Source organism: Mycobacterium sp. VKM Ac-1816D, assembly GCF_000416385.1.
GTDB classification, from domain to species: Bacteria; Actinomycetota; Actinomycetes; order Mycobacteriales; family Mycobacteriaceae; genus Mycobacterium; species Mycobacterium neoaurum_A.
In genome coordinates this window covers 12,750-29,972 of the sequence record NZ_AOHQ01000117.1, presented here as the reverse complement: position 1 = coordinate 29,972, position 17,223 = coordinate 12,750, and the positions used below count along the sequence as shown (strand labels likewise).

At 68.1% G+C, this 17,223-nt stretch carries 17 protein-coding genes; 6 read left to right on the top strand and 11 right to left on the bottom strand.

What is annotated here, in order from left to right; translation table 11 throughout:
* The first annotated feature begins 1 nt into the window (after position 1).
* On the top strand, positions 2–1,912 hold the full coding sequence (gene dxs, locus G154_RS04955) for a 1-deoxy-D-xylulose-5-phosphate synthase (RefSeq protein WP_023985661.1): 1,911 nt from the start codon (positions 2–4) through the stop codon (positions 1,910–1,912).
* Positions 1,913–1,923: 11 nt separating this feature from the next.
* Here the strand turns inward: dxs and G154_RS04950 are convergent, their stop codons facing one another.
* The 3 genes from G154_RS04950 to G154_RS04940 are packed head-to-tail and all read right to left on the bottom strand — an operon-like array spanning position 1,924 to position 4,212.
* Complete coding sequence (locus tag G154_RS04950; protein WP_019511816.1) at positions 1,924–2,415, bottom strand: phosphate-starvation-inducible PsiE family protein; 492 nt, start codon at positions 2,413–2,415, stop codon at positions 1,924–1,926.
* A 5-nt stretch (positions 2,416–2,420) separates the two neighbouring features.
* A complete protein-coding gene (locus G154_RS04945; protein ID WP_019511817.1) occupies positions 2,421–3,674 on the bottom strand; it encodes a ribonuclease D in 1,254 nt (417 codons plus the stop codon).
* Between the two features lies 1 nt (position 3,675).
* Positions 3,676–4,212, bottom strand: coding sequence for a DUF3000 domain-containing protein (locus tag G154_RS04940; RefSeq protein WP_019511818.1), 537 nt, complete (start codon positions 4,210–4,212; stop codon positions 3,676–3,678).
* Positions 4,213–4,336: 124 nt separating this feature from the next.
* Between G154_RS04940 and hemE the strand changes: the two genes are divergently transcribed.
* From hemE to G154_RS04920, 4 genes are read left to right on the top strand one after another with little or no spacing between them, the layout of a single operon-like run.
* The gene (gene hemE, locus G154_RS04935) at positions 4,337–5,386 is read left to right on the top strand and encodes a uroporphyrinogen decarboxylase (RefSeq protein ID WP_023985663.1); all 1,050 of its coding nucleotides are present in this window, start codon (positions 4,337–4,339) and stop codon (positions 5,384–5,386) included.
* Positions 5,383–6,723, top strand: coding sequence for a protoporphyrinogen oxidase (locus G154_RS04930; RefSeq protein WP_019511820.1), 1,341 nt, complete (start codon positions 5,383–5,385; stop codon positions 6,721–6,723). The genes hemE and G154_RS04930 overlap by 4 nt, the downstream gene beginning before the upstream one ends.
* Positions 6,724–6,727: 4 nt before the next feature.
* The gene (hemQ, locus tag G154_RS04925) at positions 6,728–7,420 is read left to right on the top strand and encodes a hydrogen peroxide-dependent heme synthase (RefSeq protein ID WP_019511821.1); all 693 of its coding nucleotides are present in this window, start codon (positions 6,728–6,730) and stop codon (positions 7,418–7,420) included.
* A 53-nt stretch (positions 7,421–7,473) separates the two neighbouring features.
* Positions 7,474–9,804, top strand: a complete 2,331-nt coding sequence (locus tag G154_RS04920; protein WP_031601453.1) for a bifunctional diguanylate cyclase/phosphodiesterase — start codon at positions 7,474–7,476, stop codon at positions 9,802–9,804.
* On the opposite strand, the gene msrB is transcribed toward G154_RS04920, so the two are convergent.
* From msrB to G154_RS04900, 4 genes are all read right to left on the bottom strand, one after another.
* A complete protein-coding gene (gene msrB, locus G154_RS04915; RefSeq protein WP_019511823.1) occupies positions 9,761–10,180 on the bottom strand; it encodes a peptide-methionine (R)-S-oxide reductase MsrB in 420 nt (139 codons plus the stop codon). The two genes, G154_RS04920 and msrB, sit on opposite strands and share 44 nt — an antisense overlap.
* Entirely contained in the window at positions 10,177–11,448 is a 1,272-nt protein-coding gene (aftC, locus tag G154_RS04910; protein ID WP_019511824.1) for an arabinofuranan 3-O-arabinosyltransferase, read from the bottom strand. Before aftC ends, msrB begins: the two co-directional genes overlap by 4 nt.
* Positions 11,449–11,483: 35 nt before the next feature.
* Positions 11,484–13,040 (bottom strand): alpha/beta hydrolase, encoded by a 1,557-nt coding sequence (locus tag G154_RS04905; RefSeq protein ID WP_019511825.1) that lies wholly within the window; start codon positions 13,038–13,040, stop codon positions 11,484–11,486.
* Between the two features lie 79 nt (positions 13,041–13,119).
* Positions 13,120–13,890 (bottom strand): pyrimidine reductase family protein, encoded by a 771-nt coding sequence (locus G154_RS04900; RefSeq protein ID WP_023985665.1) that lies wholly within the window; start codon positions 13,888–13,890, stop codon positions 13,120–13,122.
* Positions 13,891–13,925: 35 nt separating this feature from the next.
* On the opposite strand from G154_RS04900, the gene zapE reads away from it, so the two are divergent.
* The gene (gene zapE, locus G154_RS04895; RefSeq protein WP_023985666.1) at positions 13,926–14,963 is read left to right on the top strand and encodes a cell division protein ZapE; all 1,038 of its coding nucleotides are present in this window, start codon (positions 13,926–13,928) and stop codon (positions 14,961–14,963) included.
* Here the strand turns inward: zapE and G154_RS04890 are convergent.
* The 4 genes from G154_RS04890 to G154_RS04875 form a co-directional block, all read right to left on the bottom strand.
* Positions 14,938–15,513, bottom strand: a complete 576-nt coding sequence (locus G154_RS04890; protein ID WP_019511828.1) for a GNAT family N-acetyltransferase — start codon at positions 15,511–15,513, stop codon at positions 14,938–14,940. The genes zapE and G154_RS04890 overlap by 26 nt on opposite strands.
* Positions 15,477–16,001, bottom strand: coding sequence for a hypothetical protein (locus G154_RS04885; protein WP_023985668.1), 525 nt, complete (start codon positions 15,999–16,001; stop codon positions 15,477–15,479). Before G154_RS04885 ends, G154_RS04890 begins: the two co-directional genes overlap by 37 nt.
* Before the next feature lie 66 nt (positions 16,002–16,067).
* Positions 16,068–16,490: a PPOX class F420-dependent oxidoreductase gene (locus tag G154_RS04880; protein ID WP_019511830.1), complete on the bottom strand. Its 423-nt coding sequence runs from the start codon at positions 16,488–16,490 to the stop codon at positions 16,068–16,070.
* 9 nt (positions 16,491–16,499) lie between these two features.
* Positions 16,500–17,210 (bottom strand): Clp protease N-terminal domain-containing protein, encoded by a 711-nt coding sequence (locus tag G154_RS04875; protein WP_019511831.1) that lies wholly within the window; start codon positions 17,208–17,210, stop codon positions 16,500–16,502.
* Positions 17,211–17,223 lie beyond the last annotated feature (13 nt).

Below are 17,223 nucleotides of genomic sequence, written 5' to 3'. Positions count from 1 at the left end.
GATGCTTAAACAGATCCGCGGACCAGCAGATCTACAGCGCCTGTCGCAGTCCCAGCTCACCGAGCTGGCCGGCGAAATCCGTGAATTCCTGATTCACAAGGTAGCTGCAACCGGCGGACATTTGGGCCCCAACCTCGGCGTCGTCGAGCTCACCCTGGCTCTGCACCGGGTGTTCGACTCGCCGCACGACCCGATCATCTTCGACACCGGGCACCAGTCCTATGTCCACAAGATCCTGACCGGCCGCGCAGATGACTTCGATCAGCTGCGTATGAAGGACGGCCTGTCGGGTTATCCGTCGCGGGCCGAGAGCGAGCACGACTGGGTCGAATCGAGCCATGCCAGCACCGCGCTGTCCTATGCCGACGGGCTGGCCAAGGCGTTCGAGCTGTCCGGGCATCGCAATCGCCATGTCGTCGCCGTCGTCGGTGACGGGGCGCTGACCGGCGGTATGTGCTGGGAGGCGCTGAACAACATCGCCGGATCCGACCGCCCGGTGGTCATCGTCGTCAACGACAACGGGCGCAGCTACGCGCCCACCATCGGCGGACTGGCCGATCACCTGGCCGCCCTGCAGTTGCAGCCCGGGTACGAGAAGTTCCTCGAACGCGGCCGCGATGTCGTGCGCGGGGTCCCCGTCATCGGTGAGATCTGCTACCAGTGCATGCACAGCGTCAAGGCCGGCCTCAAGGACGCGCTGCAGCCCCAGGCCATGTTCACCGATCTGGGTCTGAAGTATGTCGGTCCCATCGACGGTCATGACGAGCACGCCGTCGAGGCGGCGCTGCGGCACGCCCGTGGTTTCAACGCGCCCGTCATCGTGCACGTCGTCACCCGCAAGGGCATGGGCTACGGGCCGGCCGAGGCCGACGTCGCCGAGCAGATGCACGCCTGCGGTGTGATCGACCCGCTGACCGGTCTGGCGACCTCCGAATCGGCGCCGGGCTGGACCGGGACGTTCTCCGATGAGCTCATCCGGATCGCCCGACGGCGCCGCGATATCGTCGCGATCACCGCGGCCATGCCCGGTCCCACGGGACTGAGCGCATTCGGCCAGCAATATCCGGATCGGCTGTTCGATGTTGGTATCGCAGAACAGCATGCGATGACGTCGGCGGCCGGGCTGGCGATGGGTGGAATGCACCCGGTGGTCGCGGTGTATTCGACCTTCCTCAACCGCGCCTTCGACCAGATGATGATGGACGTCGCGCTGCACAACCTACCGGTGACGATCGTGCTCGACCGTGCGGGCGTGACCGGGCCCGACGGCGCCAGCCACAACGGTGTGTGGGACATGTCGATCCTGGGGATCGTGCCAGGGATGCGGGTGGCCGCCCCGCGCGACGCCGCCCGGCTGCGCGAGGAGTTGGGCGAAGCGCTGGAGGTCAAGGACGGGCCGACGGCAATCCGGTTCCCCAAGGGTGCTGTCGGAGAAGATATTCCGGCGCTGGAGCGGTGCGACGGTGTCGATGTCCTGGCCAAACCCGGACCGGGACTGTCCGAGGATGTGCTGCTGATCGCGGTCGGTTCGTTCGCCCAGATGGGTCTGGCCACCGCGCAGCGCCTGCAGCAGCAGGGGATCGGTGTCACCGTCGTCGATCCGCGGTGGGTGCTTCCCGTGCCCGAGGCGTTGCAGGCCATGGCCAAGGCCCACAAGTTGGTGGTCACCGTCGAGGACAACGGTCTGCACGGAGGTATCGGATCCTCGGTGTCGGCGGCGTTGCGGCACAACGAGATCGACGTGCCGTGCCGTGACGTCGGTGTGCCGCAGGAATTCCAGGTGCACGCGTCGCGCGGTGAGATCCTCGCCGAGGTCGGCCTGACCGATCAGCACATCGCCCGACAGATCACCGGATGGGTCGCCGCGCTGGGATCGGCCGTGGGAGACCGGGTCGAGAACAGCGTCGACTGACGGCGTTGTGCTCAGGCGTCCTCGTCGGGCGCAGCCGCCAGGCGGCGCTGGCGTAGCACCCATGCCGCGACCGCCAGGACCAATACCAGTGCGCCGAGCACCCCGGTCTGCACGATGGTCCTGGCGAACTCCGGCCCCTGGCCGACCAGCTTCGCCGCCTCCACCGACTGCACCACGATCTCTTTGATGCAGGCCAGGATTCCGACGATCAGGAACGGTTCGACGGCAATCTCGTGGGATCGCAGGCTGGTGCGTACCGCGTAGAGCAGTTCGACGAAGATGAAGATCAGCAGCACGCCGTCCAGCAGTTCCAGCATGACGTTGGAAGTGGGTGCGTCCAGAAGTGAGAACATGGTCTTGACCTGGGCGACCAGCAGGGCCACCGCGCCAGCGACAAGGATCACCGCGATGCCCCAGTACACCGCGTCCTCGACGATGCTCAGGACGCGGTCGGCGAACCGCTGGCGGTCCTTCTCGTCGTGTGTTTCGTCTTTCTCGGCCATGTCGGCTACCCGTCGGACGGTGTGGTCAAGGCTTCGGTCAGCACCGGTACCGTCAGCTCCCGCTGCCATGGGCGCGCCCCGGCCTGTATGAGGTAATCCTCGACCGCTGCCCGCACATCGGGCACCGGCTGCCAGTCCCAGCACAATCGGCGCACGGTGTCGGGCGTCAGCAGATTCTCCGTCGGCACCGAGACGCGTTCGGACAACTCGGACAGGGCGGCGCGCGCGGCCTCGAGACGTTCGGCGGCCTCCGGCTTGCGCCGTGACCAGCGGGCCGGCGGTGGCGGGCCGGTCGTGGGCTCGGCACCCGTCGGCGGATCCGGGTCGGTGCGGGCCCTGGCCAACGCGTCCAGCCACACCTGCGCACTGCGGCGCTGTCGACTGCCGCCGAAAACCGGCAAGGCAGTCAACTTTTCGATGGTGTCCGGGTTGCTGGTGGCGGCGCTGACGATCGCGGCGTCGGGCAGGATGCGTCCTGGGGCGATATCGCGGCGCTGCGCGATGCGGTCGCGGGTGACCCACAGTTCGCGCACGGCGGCCAGGGCGCGCGGGTCGCGCACCTTGTGGATACCCGATGTCCTACGCCAGCGGTCACGCCGGGTGACCGTCGGTTCGGCGGTGCGCAGATACTCGAATTCCTGTGCCGCCCAGTCGGATTTGCCCTGCTCGGCCAACACCGCGGCGAGCGCCTCCCGCAGCTCCAGCAGTACCTCGACGTCCAGCGCCGCGTAGTTGAGCCAGTCCGCGGGCAACGGACGCTTGGACCAGTCGGCGGCACCGTGACCCTTCACCAGACCGAGGCCCAGCAGTCTGCGCACCATCTCGGCGAGGTTGACCCGCTCGAAACCGGCCAGCCGCGCGCCCAATTCGGTGTCGTACAGCCGAGGTGGTGTCATACCCAACTCCGCAAGGCAGGGCAGATCCTGGTCGGCGGCGTGTAATACCCACTCGTCGGTGCTGAGCACCTCGGCCAGCGGCGCCATGACCTTCAGCGCGTCACCACCGTGATTGACGGGGTCGATCAGGATGATGCCCGACCCGGCGCGTTTGATCTGAATCAGGTAGGCGCGGTTGGAGTATCGGAAGCCCGACGCGCGTTCGGCATCGATCGCGAACGGGCCCGAGCCGGCGGCCAGCAGGTCGGCTGCCTTGACCATGTCGCTGGGGTACAGCGCGACCGGCGGCACGCCGCCGGCGGGTGCCAGCAGGGGAGTCGCCTCGGGTTCGGGCGCGGCCCCGGAGTCCTCTGATTCGGTCATGTCAGGCGCGGGTGCGGGATCCCAAGCTCGTCACGCCGGCCGGCGGTAACCCGGCAGCATGCTCCAGCACCTCGCAGAACGCCTGGACGTGCGGGCCGAGCTCCAGATCGGTTGCCGTCCACGAGGCGCGCAGTTCGAGCTGATGGGCGCGCGGCGGGCCGGAGATGTCGCCGTAGCGCACCGACGTGGTGGCGGTGACGGTGCCGCCGAGGGCGGTGACCGCCTGCGCGTGCGCGGCGAGTGCGTCGGCCAGCCAACTCCACGCGACCTCCGGGAGTAGCGGATCGACGGCCTCGGTGGAGTCCAGGTCGGCCTGGATGTAGGCGACCAGTCGCATGGTGCCGTCCCAGGCCTCGGCACCCTCGGGATCGTGTAGCAGGATCAGGCGGCCGAAGGCGTCGCCGTCGGAGCGTTCCGGAACCACCGCGACCTCGGGATGGCGGACCTCGGCGCCCAGCGCGTAGCTGAACGGAGCCAATCGCTGCGGGGGGCGGATCGGACCCAGCTCGATCTCCGGCCGCACGGTTGCGGCATTCATCGCCGCAACTGCGGTCCGGAATTGAGCCGGTTCGACGGATGTCACAGTCAGCGACGCTAGCCCCAACTGCTCTCAGCCTTGCGCAGGCGCGCCGTCTTTCGGGCGCGTGGCAACATAGGTGCCGATGAGCACCCGTCGTGACCTGCCAGAGTCGCCATTTCTGGCCGCCGCTACCGGCCGCACCCCGTCCCACACCCCGGTGTGGTTCATGCGGCAGGCCGGGCGTTCGCTACCCGAATACCGTGCGCTGCGCGCCAACCACAAGATGCTGGAGGCCTGCTTCGACTCCGAACTGGTCTGCGAGATCACCCTGCAACCGGTACGCAGGCACAAGGTGGACGCGGCCATCCTGTTCTCCGACATCGTGGTGCCCCTGCGGGCCGCCGGTGTCGCCCTGGACATCGTCCCCGACGTCGGACCGGTGATCGAGCATCCGATCCGCACGACGGCCGACGTGGCCGCGCTCACACCGCTGGAGCGCGCGCAGGTCGCCCCGGTCAGCAACGCGATATCGCTGCTGGTGGCCGCGCTGGGGGACGTTCCACTGATCGGATTCGCCGGCGCCCCGTTCACGCTGGCGTCCTACCTGGTGGAGGGCGGCCCGAGCCGCAACCACGAGAAGACCAAGGCCATGATGCTCGGCGAGCCGCAGACCTGGCACGCCCTGATGGCCTCGCTGACCGACCTCACGATCGAATTCCTGGAGGCGCAGCTGGACGCCGGTGTCGACGCCATCCAGCTCTTCGACTCCTGGGCGGGCACGCTGTCGCTGGCCGACTACCGCGCCTACGTCCTGCCGCACAGTTCGCGGATCTTCGCGACGCTGGCTCCCCGCGGCGTGCCGATGACGCACTTCGGGGTCGGTACCGCCGAACTGCTCGGTGCCATGGGTGAGGCCGGCGCGACGATGGTCGGGGTGGACTGGCGTACCTCGCTGACCGCGGCGGCCCAGCGGGTGGGCCCCGGAAAAGCACTGCAGGGCAACCTCGATCCGGTGACGTTGTTCGCCGGCTGGCCGGCCGTCGAGCGCGCCGCGCGTGCCGTCGTCGAGGACGGCCGCGCCGCGGTGGCCGCGGGCGCGGCCGGACACGTCTTCAACCTCGGTCACGGTGTGCTGCCCGCCACCGACCCCGAGGTGGTGACCGACCTGGTCGCGCTGGTGCATTCGTTGTGACCACGTACTGCGTTGTCGGCGGCGGAATCTCGGGGTTGGCCGCCGCCTACCGGCTGCGGGTCGCAGCCGGTCCGGATGCCGAGATAACGCTCTTCGACCCCGCCGACCGGCTCGGCGGGGTGCTGCGCACCGAACAGGTCGGTGGCATGACGATGGATCTGGGTGCCGAGGCGTTCATCACGCGCAGGCCCGAGGTCCCCGCGCTGCTCGCCGAACTGGGGCTGACCGACCGCCAGGTCGCCAGCGCCGGTGCGCGGCCGCTGATCTACAGCCAGGGCACGCTGCACCCGCTGCCCGCCGGCACCCTGCAGGGGGTGCCCGCGCATGCCGAGTCGGTGGCCGGATTGGTCGACGAGGCGACCGTCGCACGGATAGCCGACGAACCCCGCCGCCCGCTGAACTGGCGGCCGGGCGCGGATCCCTCGGTCGCCGAGCTGATCGGGGACCGCTTCGGCGCCCAGGTCGTCACCAGGTCGGTGGAACCGCTGCTGACCGGTGTCTACGCCGGGTCGGCCGCCACCATCGGGGTGCGCGCGGCGTTCCCGGCGCTGGCGGCCGCGCTGGACCGCGGTGCCCGCAGCCTCACCGAGGCGGTGCGCACCGCCCTGCCGCCGCCGCAGCCCGGTCCGGTCTTCGGTGCGCTCGACGGCGGCTACACGGTGCTCGTCGATGAGCTGGCCCGTCGCGCCGGGGCGCGTTGGGCGCAGGTCGGCATCGAACGGGTGACGCGATCACCGCGCGGCTGGGACCTGGTCGACGACGAGAGCAGGCACTGGTCGGCCGATGCGGTCGTGCTGGCCGTGCCCGCGCCGCGGCTGGCCCGCCTGATCGAACACGTCGCGCCGCGCAGCGCGGCGATCGCGCGCGACATCCCGGTGGCCTCCACCGCCCTGGTGGCGCTCGCCCTGCCCGGCGGCACACCGCTGCCCGACCAGTCGGGTGTGCTGGTTGCCAGCGGCGAGGCGTTGCACACCAAGGCCATCACCCTGACCTCCCGCAAGTGGGGCAGGCGCGGCAATGTGGAGCTGGTGCGGTTGTCCTACGGACGGTTCGGGGACAGCCTGGCCCGTAGCGTCGGTGACGACGAGCTGTTGAGCTGTTCGCTCGCCGACCTGCAGCAGGTGTTCGGGATCAGCACCGACCCGGTCGATTTCCGGGTGCAGCGCTGGATCGAGGCGATGCCGCAGTACGGGCCCGGCCATGCCGATCGGGTGGCGGAGTTGCGCGCCGGACTACCGCCGACATTGGCCGTTGCCGGTGCCTACCTCGACGGGATCGGGGTGCCCGCATGCGTGGGGTCCGGCACGACGGCGGCGGCACGGCTGGTGGCAGGATAGCCATATGGCCAAGCTCGATTACGACTCGCTCAACTCGATGACCCGGTACATGATGATCTCGGTGTTCGCCGTCCAGCCGGAGGCGCTCGATGCCGATCGCAGTGCCGTCATCGACGAGACCGCGACCTTCCTCAAGCAGCAGGAGGAGGGCGACGTCGTCGTCCGAGGCCTCTACGACGTCTCCGGCTTCCGGGCCGATGCCGACTACATGATCTGGACGCACGCCGAACGCGTCGAGGATCTGCAGGCCACCTACAAGGCCTTCCGGCGCACCACCCTGGGGTTGGCCAGCGATCCGGTGTGGAGCGTCGTCGCCCTGCACCGGCCCGCGGAATTCAACAAGAGCCACGTCCCGGCGTTCATCGCCGGTGAGGATCCCGGCGACTACATCTGCGTGTATCCCTTTGTGCGGTCCCTGGATTGGTACCTGCTGCCCGACGACGAGCGCCGCAAGATGCTCGTCGAGCACGGGATGGCCGGCCGGGAGTACCCGGATGTGCGTGCCAATACCGTGCCGGCGTTCGCCCTTGGTGACTACGAGTGGATCCTGGCCTTCGAGGGGCCGGATCTGGCCCGCATCGTCGAGCTGATGTGGAAGCTGCGCTATACCGACGCCCGGCGCCACGTCCGCGAGGAGACGCCGTTCTTCACCGGTCCGCGGGTGGGTGTCGAACAGCTGTTGACCGCCCTGCCGTGAACCCAGGCCCCGACCGGATGCGCGTCGACCTGATTGTTTGCTAGCGTTTGACGATGCCGACAGTCGCCCGGGTGGGGGGCGGGGCCGCGGTCACCACCATCGCGTTCTCCGTGTGGCTGCTCACCGGGTGGGGTTCACCCGATGTGCGGGTGGCGGTCGAAGATCTCGCGTTCATCGTGATCTCGGTCTTCGTGACCGGTTGCTGTATGTACGCGGCATGGCGTGCCCAGGGACGGCAGCGGGTGGTCTGGGGCTGTGTCAGTACCGGCATGGTCGGCTACACCTCGGGCTCGGTGATCTGGGCGTATTACGAGGTGTGGCAGGTGGCATCGCCGTTCCCCTCGATCGCCGACGTGGCCTATCTGGTGTTGCCGATCTTTGTCTGTATAGGTTTGCTGGCTGTCCCGCATGCGGCGTCCGGCTACACCCACGGCAGGCTGGCGCTCGACGGCGTCATCGTGGCGGTCGCGTTCTTCCAGATCGGCTGGTGGACGGTGATGGACACCATCCTGCAGTCCGACGGGGCCGGTCGTTTCCTGCTGGGGATCGCGCTGGCCTACCCGATGCTGGACCTCGGGGTGCTCACCGTGGCGGTGCTGGTCTTGGCCCGTGCGCCCGCCGGTCAGCGTCAGTCGCTCGCCCTGCTGGTCGGCGGTATGACGCTGATCGCCATCGGCGACGGCATCTTCGTCTTCACCAACACCCATGGCAACGAGTCGTGGGTGCCCTTTTCCAGCATCGGGTGGGCCCTCGGGCTGTTGCTGATCGCGCTGGCGGCCCTGACCTCCCGCAGACACCCCAGCACGCGGACCGATACCGATCAGCCGATCACCCGCGGCGCCATGTGGTTGCCCTACATCCCGATCGTGCTGGCCCTGGCCGCGGCGGCGATGCACTTTGCTGGATCGCCGGGGGTGCCGCCGGCCCTGTTGATCTCGGTGCTGCTCATCGTGCTGGTGCTGGTGCGGCAGTTCATCGTGGTGGGGGAGAACAGCCGGCTGCTGGAAACGGTGGCCGCTCAGGCCATGCGCGATCCACTGACCGGGCTGGCCAACCGCGCCCTGCTGCAGGACCGACTGACGCACGCGATGGCGCTGCACGAGCGCGACGACGAGGCCGTCACGGTGCTGTCGATGGACCTCGACGACTTCAAGCTCGTCAACGACGGACTGGGCCATCCGGCTGGTGATTCACTGCTGATCCAGGCCGCGGAGCGCATCGTCACCTGCACCAGGGCCGGCGATACCGTCGCCCGGATGGGTGGCGACGAGTTCGTCGTGCTGATGGAGGGTGACGAGGCCGCCGCGCGGTTGGTGGCCCACCACGTGGTGGCCGCGTTCGCCGATCCGTTCGTGGTCGACGGATATGAGTTGCGGCTCTGTCCCAGCGCGGGGTTGGCGGTCGCGAATTCCGAGGGAACCCGGCTGTCGGCCGATGATCTGCTCAAGCGGGCCGATCTGGCGATGTATGCCGCCAAGCGCGGCCGCATCACCGGTGTGCACATCTACTCCGACGAGGACGTGCCCGCCGGCGTGGCCGATCCGGTGCAGTTGCGTCGGGGGGCTGCCGACAGCGCACATGACAGCGCGGTGGCGTTCCAGATGCTGGGCCAACTGCGCCATGCCATCGACAACTTCGAGCTCACGCTGGTCTATCAGCCCAAGGTCGACCTGCTCGACGCATCGATCATCGGGGTCGAGGCCCTGGTCCGCTGGCCACATCCCGATCGCGGGCTCCTCGGGCCGGACCAGTTCCTGCAACTGGTCCGCGATCACGGATTGATGCGCCCCATCAACGAACTGGTTCTTGAACAGGCGCTCGGCCAGGTGGCCATCTGGCGCGATCTGGGGTTCCGGGTTCCGGTCGCGGTCAACATCTTTGCGCCCTCGCTGTCCGACTTCGGCCTGCCGGACCGAATCCAGCGTGCGCTGCGGGCACGGGATCTGCCGTTCGAGAGCCTGACCGTCGAGATCACCGAGGATCTGCTGCTCGACAACCGCGAGATGGCCGCCACGGCGATCGATCAATTGCGTGCCAGCGGTGTCCGGGTGGCCATCGACGATTTCGGCAGCGGCTACTCGGCCCTGTCGTACCTGCGGGATCTGCACATCGACGAACTGAAGTTGGACAAGGGGTTCGTCACCGCCATCACCGAGGATCGCCGGGCCGGCGCCATCGTGCGGGCGGTGATCGACCTGGCTCGTGAACTCGGGCTGAGCACGGTGGCCGAGGGCGTGGAGAATGCCGAAACCGCCTCGCTGTTACGGGAGTACGGCTGCCAGGTGGGGCAGGGCTACTACTTCAGCGAACCGTTGTCACCGGCGGATCTGCTGGCGCTGCTCAGGACCCGGCGGCAGGAACGAGACGCAGCGATATCGAGTTGATGCAGTAGCGCTGGTCGGTGGGCGTGGGGTAACCCTCGCCTTCGAAGACATGTCCGAGGTGGCTGTGGCAGTTGGCGCAGATGACCTCGATGCGGGTCATGCCCAGCGAGTCGTCACGACGCAGGATCACCGCCTCGGAGTCGGCCGGATCGAAGAAAGACGGCCACCCGCAGTGGGATTCGAACTTCTCGGTGCTGCGGAACAGTTCAGCCCCGCAGGCCCGGCACTCGTAGACCCCGGCGGTCTTGGTGTCGGTGTACTCGCCGGTGAACGGCCGCTCGGTACCCGCGCGGCGCAGCACCTGGAATTCGGCGGGATTGAGCTTCTCGCGCCATTGGTCGTCTGTCAGCTCGATCTTGGGACCAGGGGTCGTCATGATTTCACGCTAGCGCGCCGATCGGCATCCGTCATCCACGGCGGATCGATACCGGAATCCAGCCTGCCTTCGGCCTTCGCGTCCAGGTAGCGGAAGTACAGCACGCAGAACACGACGATCAACAGCAGTGACCAGCCGTAGGTGATCTTCATGTATTCCAGGAAGCGCCCGGTGGTCGGCCAGTGCGCCAGCAGCCAGCGGTCCATCGTCATGAACCCGTATACCGCAAGCCAGGCCGGCCAGTTGTGCAGCACCGAGTTGCGCAGCACCACCGTCATCAAGAACGGGAACAGCATGGTCGAGTAGTAGCCCTGGCCCAGCGAGAGCACCAGGAACGACGCCGTCAGCAGCACACCGGAGGAGGTCAGCAGCCAGAACAGCGGGTCGCGTTCGCGGTAGTACTTGTAGAGCAGGTACAGGCTGCCTGCGGCCAACAGCAGGAACAGGATGCGCAGGGACAGGATCAGCCACATCGGCAGGCCGTAGTAGATGCCGTTGCCCAGAATCGAGGAGTTGAAGTAGTCGCGCGTCTCCAGGATGTAGGGCAGCGTCCGGTGCACGAAGCTCATCGGGTCCGACACCAGCGGCCAGGCGGCCGCGTTGAAGACCAGCGGAACACCGAAAGCCGTGATCAAGGTGTAGAACTGGCGGTTGAGTACCGGCAGCAACAACAGTGGCGCCAGGGATGGTTTGACCACCAGCGTCAGGCCGATCGCGGCGCCTGCCAACAGTTCTGCGGTGCGTCCGCCCTTGAGCAGGAACCGGAAGAACAGCACCGCGCCCAGCAGCATGCAGCCGTTGATATTGGTGAAAACCAGTGTGTTCGTGACGGATTCGGTGCAGAACATGGCCAGCACCAAGGCGGGCGCGGCCACCGAGGACAGCGTGTAGTTGAACATCCGCAACAGCAGATATGCCGCGATCAGGAATGCGATCACATTGAACGTGATGTACCAGTAGCGGGCGGCATCGACGGGCAGATAGCCGAACGGGGCGAGCAACAGCGTGCCGCCGGGCGGGTACAGGTAGTGCGGGTCGACGTGATCGAAGTTCTCGTTGTAGATGTCCCAGCCCATTTTGAAATTGATGACGGCCCGGTAGACGGGCCCGAAGTCATCGGTGATGTAGCCGTTGGTGCCCAGCACATAGCTGCGGTGGATCACCGAGAGGATGGCGATGGGCCACAGAACCGACCGCAGGATCGTTGCCGTCGACGGCGGTGTGGTGCTGGGACGGAACGCGTTCAGGACGGACTGCTGGAACGACACCTGCGCAATTTACACCGGGTGTCCTGACGGCCCACTCAGGCAGGGCAGAACGTGTCGGTCTCGGGCAGGGTGCCTGTTTCCAGATAACCGATCACCGGGGGCAGCGCGCACGGCGAGTAGACGCTGGCGCCGTGGCCGATGCCCTGGAAGATCACCCGCTTGCTGTTGGACCCGGCGTTGATGATGGTGGCGGCGACCGCGGCGACGCCCTCGTTGCCGATGACGGGATCGTTCTGCACACCGAGCAGCAGGGTGGGGATTTTCAGATCTTTGGGGTCCTCGGATGCCGAACCGCTGGGCCAGCTCAGGCAGTTCACCATGCGCAGCGCGCCGACGGTGCCGAACTGGGGGTAGGTGCGGTTCCAGGCGACGACGAGTTCGCGGACGCGGTCGGGGGTGGGCCGGTTGAGCGCATCGCTGCAACTGTTGACGAACTGGCCGTCGGTCTGGCGCAGATCCTCGGCCTGGGCGATCAGATCGGTCATGGCGCCGGTGTCACCGCCGCGGGCGGCGGCGATGGCACCGCCGAGCGCGTTGGTCGCGGCCACCCGGTCACCGCGCGGGAAGGCCAGCGCGGTGGTGATGGCGTCGGCGACCGCGGCCTCGGAGGCACCGTTGGGTCCACGTCCCTCGCGGGCGGCCTTGAGCAGCGCATCGACCGCGCCCTTGGGGTCCGGACTCAGCGGGCAGTTGATGGCGGTGCACTGTGCGGCGAAGGCATCCAGCGCGGCCTGCTGGCCCTTGACCCGCTGCTCGGCGGCCGATTCGGCGCCGATCGCCAGCGGCAGGGGGGAGTCCAGCACCAGACGGGACACCTTCTCCGGGTGCGAGCCGGCGTAGGCCAGTGCGACCTGGGCACCGTTGCCGATCCCGAGCAGCGCAATCGTCGGCACGTCCCAGGTGCTGCGCAACCGCTCGATGTCCTCGGCGGCGTGGGCGTTGTCGTAGGCCGAGTCGCCGGGGGCGATGGTGTCGGTGCAGGTCGTGGTGGCGGTCTGGGCGATCGCGCTGAGTTTGGCCACCGGATCGTCACCGGTTTCGAACTGGGTCTGGTCGATCATCTCCTGGCGGTCGAACAGGTCGCGGCAGTCGATGGCCTTGGACAGACCCATGCCGCGGCGGTCGACCGCGACGATCGGGTTCGTCTTCAGGATGTCGGTTCCCGACCGGGACAGCCAGACCGGCAGCTGGGTCGACGACGGGAGGTCGCTGCCGGTGGTGAACACCAGCGGCCCGGCGTCGGTCGGGGTGGCGGCGGTGCGGGCCCGGACCACACCGATCGGGATCGTCCCGTTGGCACCCTTGATCGGATCGAGGTCGGCGTCGTAGGTCGCGCATTCGAGGGTCACACCGGACACCGGTGGCACGGCGGCATCACGGAACGTCTGCGCGGTGCAGTCCGACCAGTTCAATGCGCGGTCGTTATCGGCGCTCGGTGCCTCCCAGACCGGCGGTCCGGAGGCGGCGGGTGTGGTTTCCGGAGCGCCCTGCGGGCCGGCGCCCTCGTCGGTGGCGTACTGCGGGTTGGCGGCCAGCAGTGGCGCACACGAGGTCAGCAACACGGCGACCGCGGAAACACCGAGTGCCCTCATCACCGGGCGGACTCCTCGAGCCGCCGCGCTCCTGCCCGCCGTAACCATGCCGACCACAGTAGCGATCACGCCCGCTGGATCAGTGGCGGCTGTAGCGCGTGTACAGATAACCCTCGTCGTCGGTCAGCGTGTGTCGGCGGCGCATCCGGGTGATCGCCTCGTCATGGCCGTCGGTGATGCGCTTACCCGAACCGCCTACCAGGGTCGGTGCGATCGTCAGGCACAGTTCATCGAGCAATCCCGCGGAGATCAGCGCGCCGAGCAGGCTGGGGCCACCCTCGGTGAGCACCCGCGGCAGGCCCAGCCCGGCCAGCGTGTCCAGTGTGGTGGCCAGGTCGACGGTCCCGGGGTCACCGGGGGCCGAGCAGTCGTACACCCGCGCCAGCCCGGCGAACTCGGCGCGCGCCTCCTCGGCGGACTCGTGGGTGGTCAGGATCAGTGGCGGTACCTCGGTCTGGGTGAACACCGGCAGGCTGTGGTCCAGCCGTGCGCTGCGGGTGACCATGGCGATGGGCGGCACCTCGGCCTGGCGGCGGGCGTTCCGCGCCTGGCGTTCGGCCGCGCCCAGCTGCGCACCGGAATAGCCTTCGACGCGCACCGTGCCCGCGCCGACGAGCACCACATCGGCGAGCTCGCGCAGCAGCCGGTAGAGCGCGCGGTCCCCGTCGCCGCCAAGGACGCCGGATTTCCCGTCGGCGGTCGCCGCTCCGTCGAGGCTGGTGATGAAGTTGGCCCGCACCCAGCAGGAATCGAGCTTCTCGGGGTAGGCGTACAGCTCGGAAAGCCCGGCGCCGGCGTCATCGACCGGGCCCAGCGTTGTGAAATCCGTCCCAGCGGCGCTATCCGACATGGGTTTCATTGCAGCACGTCGATAAGGTGCACGACATGCAAAGCGGCACCGGGGTCGATGGTTTGGTGGATCGGCACCCCAAGGTGACGCCGGAACAGCTGGTCGCGCGCCTGGTGCCACCGCCGACCTTCGCCGATGTCAGCTTCGACACCTACCGTCCCGATCCCGCCGAGCCGTCGCAGGCCGCGGCGGTCGAGCGGTGCCGAGAGTTCTGCGAGCAGGCGCTGCAGCGGCGGGCCGGCAAGAAGAAGCTGTTCGGTAAGCGGGAGGTGCTGCCCGGGGTGGGGGTGTACCTCGACGGCGGGTTCGGTGTCGGCAAGACCCACCTGCTGGCCTCCACCTACTACGCCCTGACCAACGCCGACGTCGCGCCGACGGCATTCGCGACGTTCGGTGAGCTCACCCAGCTGGCCGGGGTGTTCGGTTTCACCGAGTGCATCGAGCTGCTGAGCCAGTACATCGTGATCTGCATCGACGAGTTCGAGCTCGACGACCCTGGTAACACCACGTTGATCTCGCGGCTGCTCTCGGCACTCGTCGAGCGCGGGGTGTCGATCGCCGCCACCTCGAATACGTTGCCCGAACAGCTGGGTGAGGGCCGGTTCGCCGCACAGGATTTCCTGCGTGAGATCAACACGCTGGCCGCGATCTTCACGACCGTGCGGGTCGAGGGTCCCGACTACCGGCACCGCGGTCTGCCGCCGGCGCCGGAGCCGCTGTCCGATGACGAGGTGCGTGCCCGCGCCACCGGCGTCGACGGCGCGACGCTCGACGATTTCGACGCGCTGTGTGCCCACTTGGCGACCATGCATCCCTCCCGCTATCACGCGTTGATCGACGGGGTCCGGGAGGTGTTCATCACCGGGGTGCACCCGATCACCGACCAGAGTGTGGCGTTGCGGCTGGTGGCGCTGACCGACCGGCTCTACGACGCCGGCGTCCCGATCCTGGCCTCGGGGACCAAGCTCGACACGATCTTCAGTGACGAGATGGTGGCAGGGGGTTTCCGCAAGAAGTATCTGCGGGCCACCTCGCGGTTGTTGGCACTCACGGCGGCGGCGCAGTCGGGCTGAGCCTTCGCACCATCACGTAGTCGTTCTCGATGTTGTTTCCCAGCTGGAACGTTTTGGTCCCGGCGACCTCGAATCCCGATTTCACGTAGAAGCGTTGGGCTCGGGCGTTGTCCTGGTTCACCCCGAGCCACACGCATGCTGCGCCGAGGTCGGTGCAGTGTCCCAGGGCATGTGACATCAGTGCGGCGGCGACGCCGCGGCCGTGGGCCTCGGGTGCGGTGTACATCTTGGACAGTTCGACGGTGGGCCGGAGCGCGACGGTGCGTTGCACGTCGGGGTCATCAGGCTCACCGCGAATCAGCATGGTGTAGCCGAGGATCCGTTGTTCGTCGCACGCGATGAGCACTGTGCGGTCCGGGTCGCGCAGATAATCCCGGAAGGCCTGTGGTGAGAGGTGGGTCGCGACGAACGTGGCCACATCGGCCGGGTCGGATTCGGGCGGGCAGGCCAGCGGGAACGTGGCGGCCGCGACCGCGGCCAGCTCGTCGACATCCGCGGCCGTGGCGGCCCGGATCACGGCAGGGGTGAGCCGGGCTGCCAGATGTTCCACTGCGCCAGATGGGTTCCGGTCTGCGGGTTGATCATCACCACGTTGGTGACCAGCGCGCGGTAGACGTCCCAGTAGACGCCGCCGGAGACGGTGGCCCCGGGCGGGGCGTTGAGCAGTGCCTTCTCCAAGGCATCGGGGGCATCGGTGTGCTTGGCGGCGTACGCGTCGGCGTACGGGGTGACACCGCTGAACGTCGTGGCGATCGACAGTTTGAACGGGTTGGGTGCGGAGATGACGTGCACGGTGATGCCGGCGCGCCACGGGCCGCCCTGCGCCCGCCAGCGTGGCGAACCATTCCAGCCCCAGCCGGGCGGGACGGGCACCGGGAGTACGTCATGGACGGTGACGTCGGCGACGAAGTCGTCGTATTGGACGCGCAGCGTCTGTCCGAGGTCGCCGATCGGCGTCTCGGCCGCAGCGGCGGGCGGGGCGACACCGACCGCCACCAAGGTCATGGCGGCGACAAGGATCGACAACAAGCGCGACATACAAACCCTCTCTTTGCTGCCTCGCATGATGGCACATGCCCGGCGCCGGCTCGGAGGTTCGGCCGTTTAGGCCACCCAGGGTCCGTGTCCGCCGATGGATTCGATGCGGATCCGGGTCAGGAATCCGTCGGGGGCATCGGCGGGTGGGAAGTGCTCATCGGAGCCGAGCATGGCGACGGCCAGTTCCTTGAGGACGTCCAGGCCGCCTTCGACGACGCGTGCGGTGCCGGTGATCGACAGGTACTCGCGTTGCTGGCCGGGCGTGCTCGGAGCCAGGATGGTGGCGGTGACCCGGCCGTCGCGGCGGACGTTGCGCACCTTGCGATAGGTGTCGCTCAGGTGGGCCGAGACGAGTTCGTCACCCTCGGGGGTGGATTGCAGCGCGACCCAGACGACGGTGGCCTGCGGGCTGCCGTCGGGGTTGATGGTGACCAGCGTGGCGTCGGCGCCCGCACCGATGAGTTCCCGGGCGGCTGCGTTGAGTTCCATGTCGCAGTTCTACAGTTCGTCGTCGGATTTCATTCCCGGCATCGCCGACAGCAGGTCGACCAGGGTGGCGGTGAGCCGATCCCTGTCGAGGCCCAGACCGTGCAGGGGGCCGTCGCCGGCCTCGGATTCCAACAGCGCCAGCAGCATGTGCTCGGTGCCGATGTAGTTGTGGCCCAGGCGAAGTGCCTCGCGGAAGGTCAGCTCCAGGACCTTCCTGGCGGCACCGTTGAAGGGCACCAGGTCCAATGTCTGACCGGTGGCGGCCGGCAGGGTGATCGCCGCGCGCAACTGGTCGGGTTCGATGCCCTGGGCCCGTAGCAGGGCGATGGCCAGCGAGTCGGTGTCGACCAGCAGGCCCAGTATCAGGTGCTCGGGGGTGATCTCGGTGTTCTCGGCATCGCGGGCGGCGTTCTGGCTGAAGACGACCGCGGCGCGGGCTCGCGGGGTGAACCGTGCGAAACCCTCGTTGGGGTCGATGGTGTCGCCCTTGGGGACGAACCGTTTCTGGGCGGCCTGTTTGGTGACGCCCATGCTGGCGCCGATGTCGGTCCAGGAGGCTCCGGAGCGGCGGGCCTGGTCCACGAAGTGGCCGACGAGGTGGTCGGCGACCTCGCCGAGGTGTTCGGCGGCCAGCACGGCATCGGAGAGTTGTTCGAGGGCGTCGGTGTGGACGGACTTGATGGTGCGGATCAGGTCATCGAGGCTGACGGAAGTACTCATGCGACAACCGTAG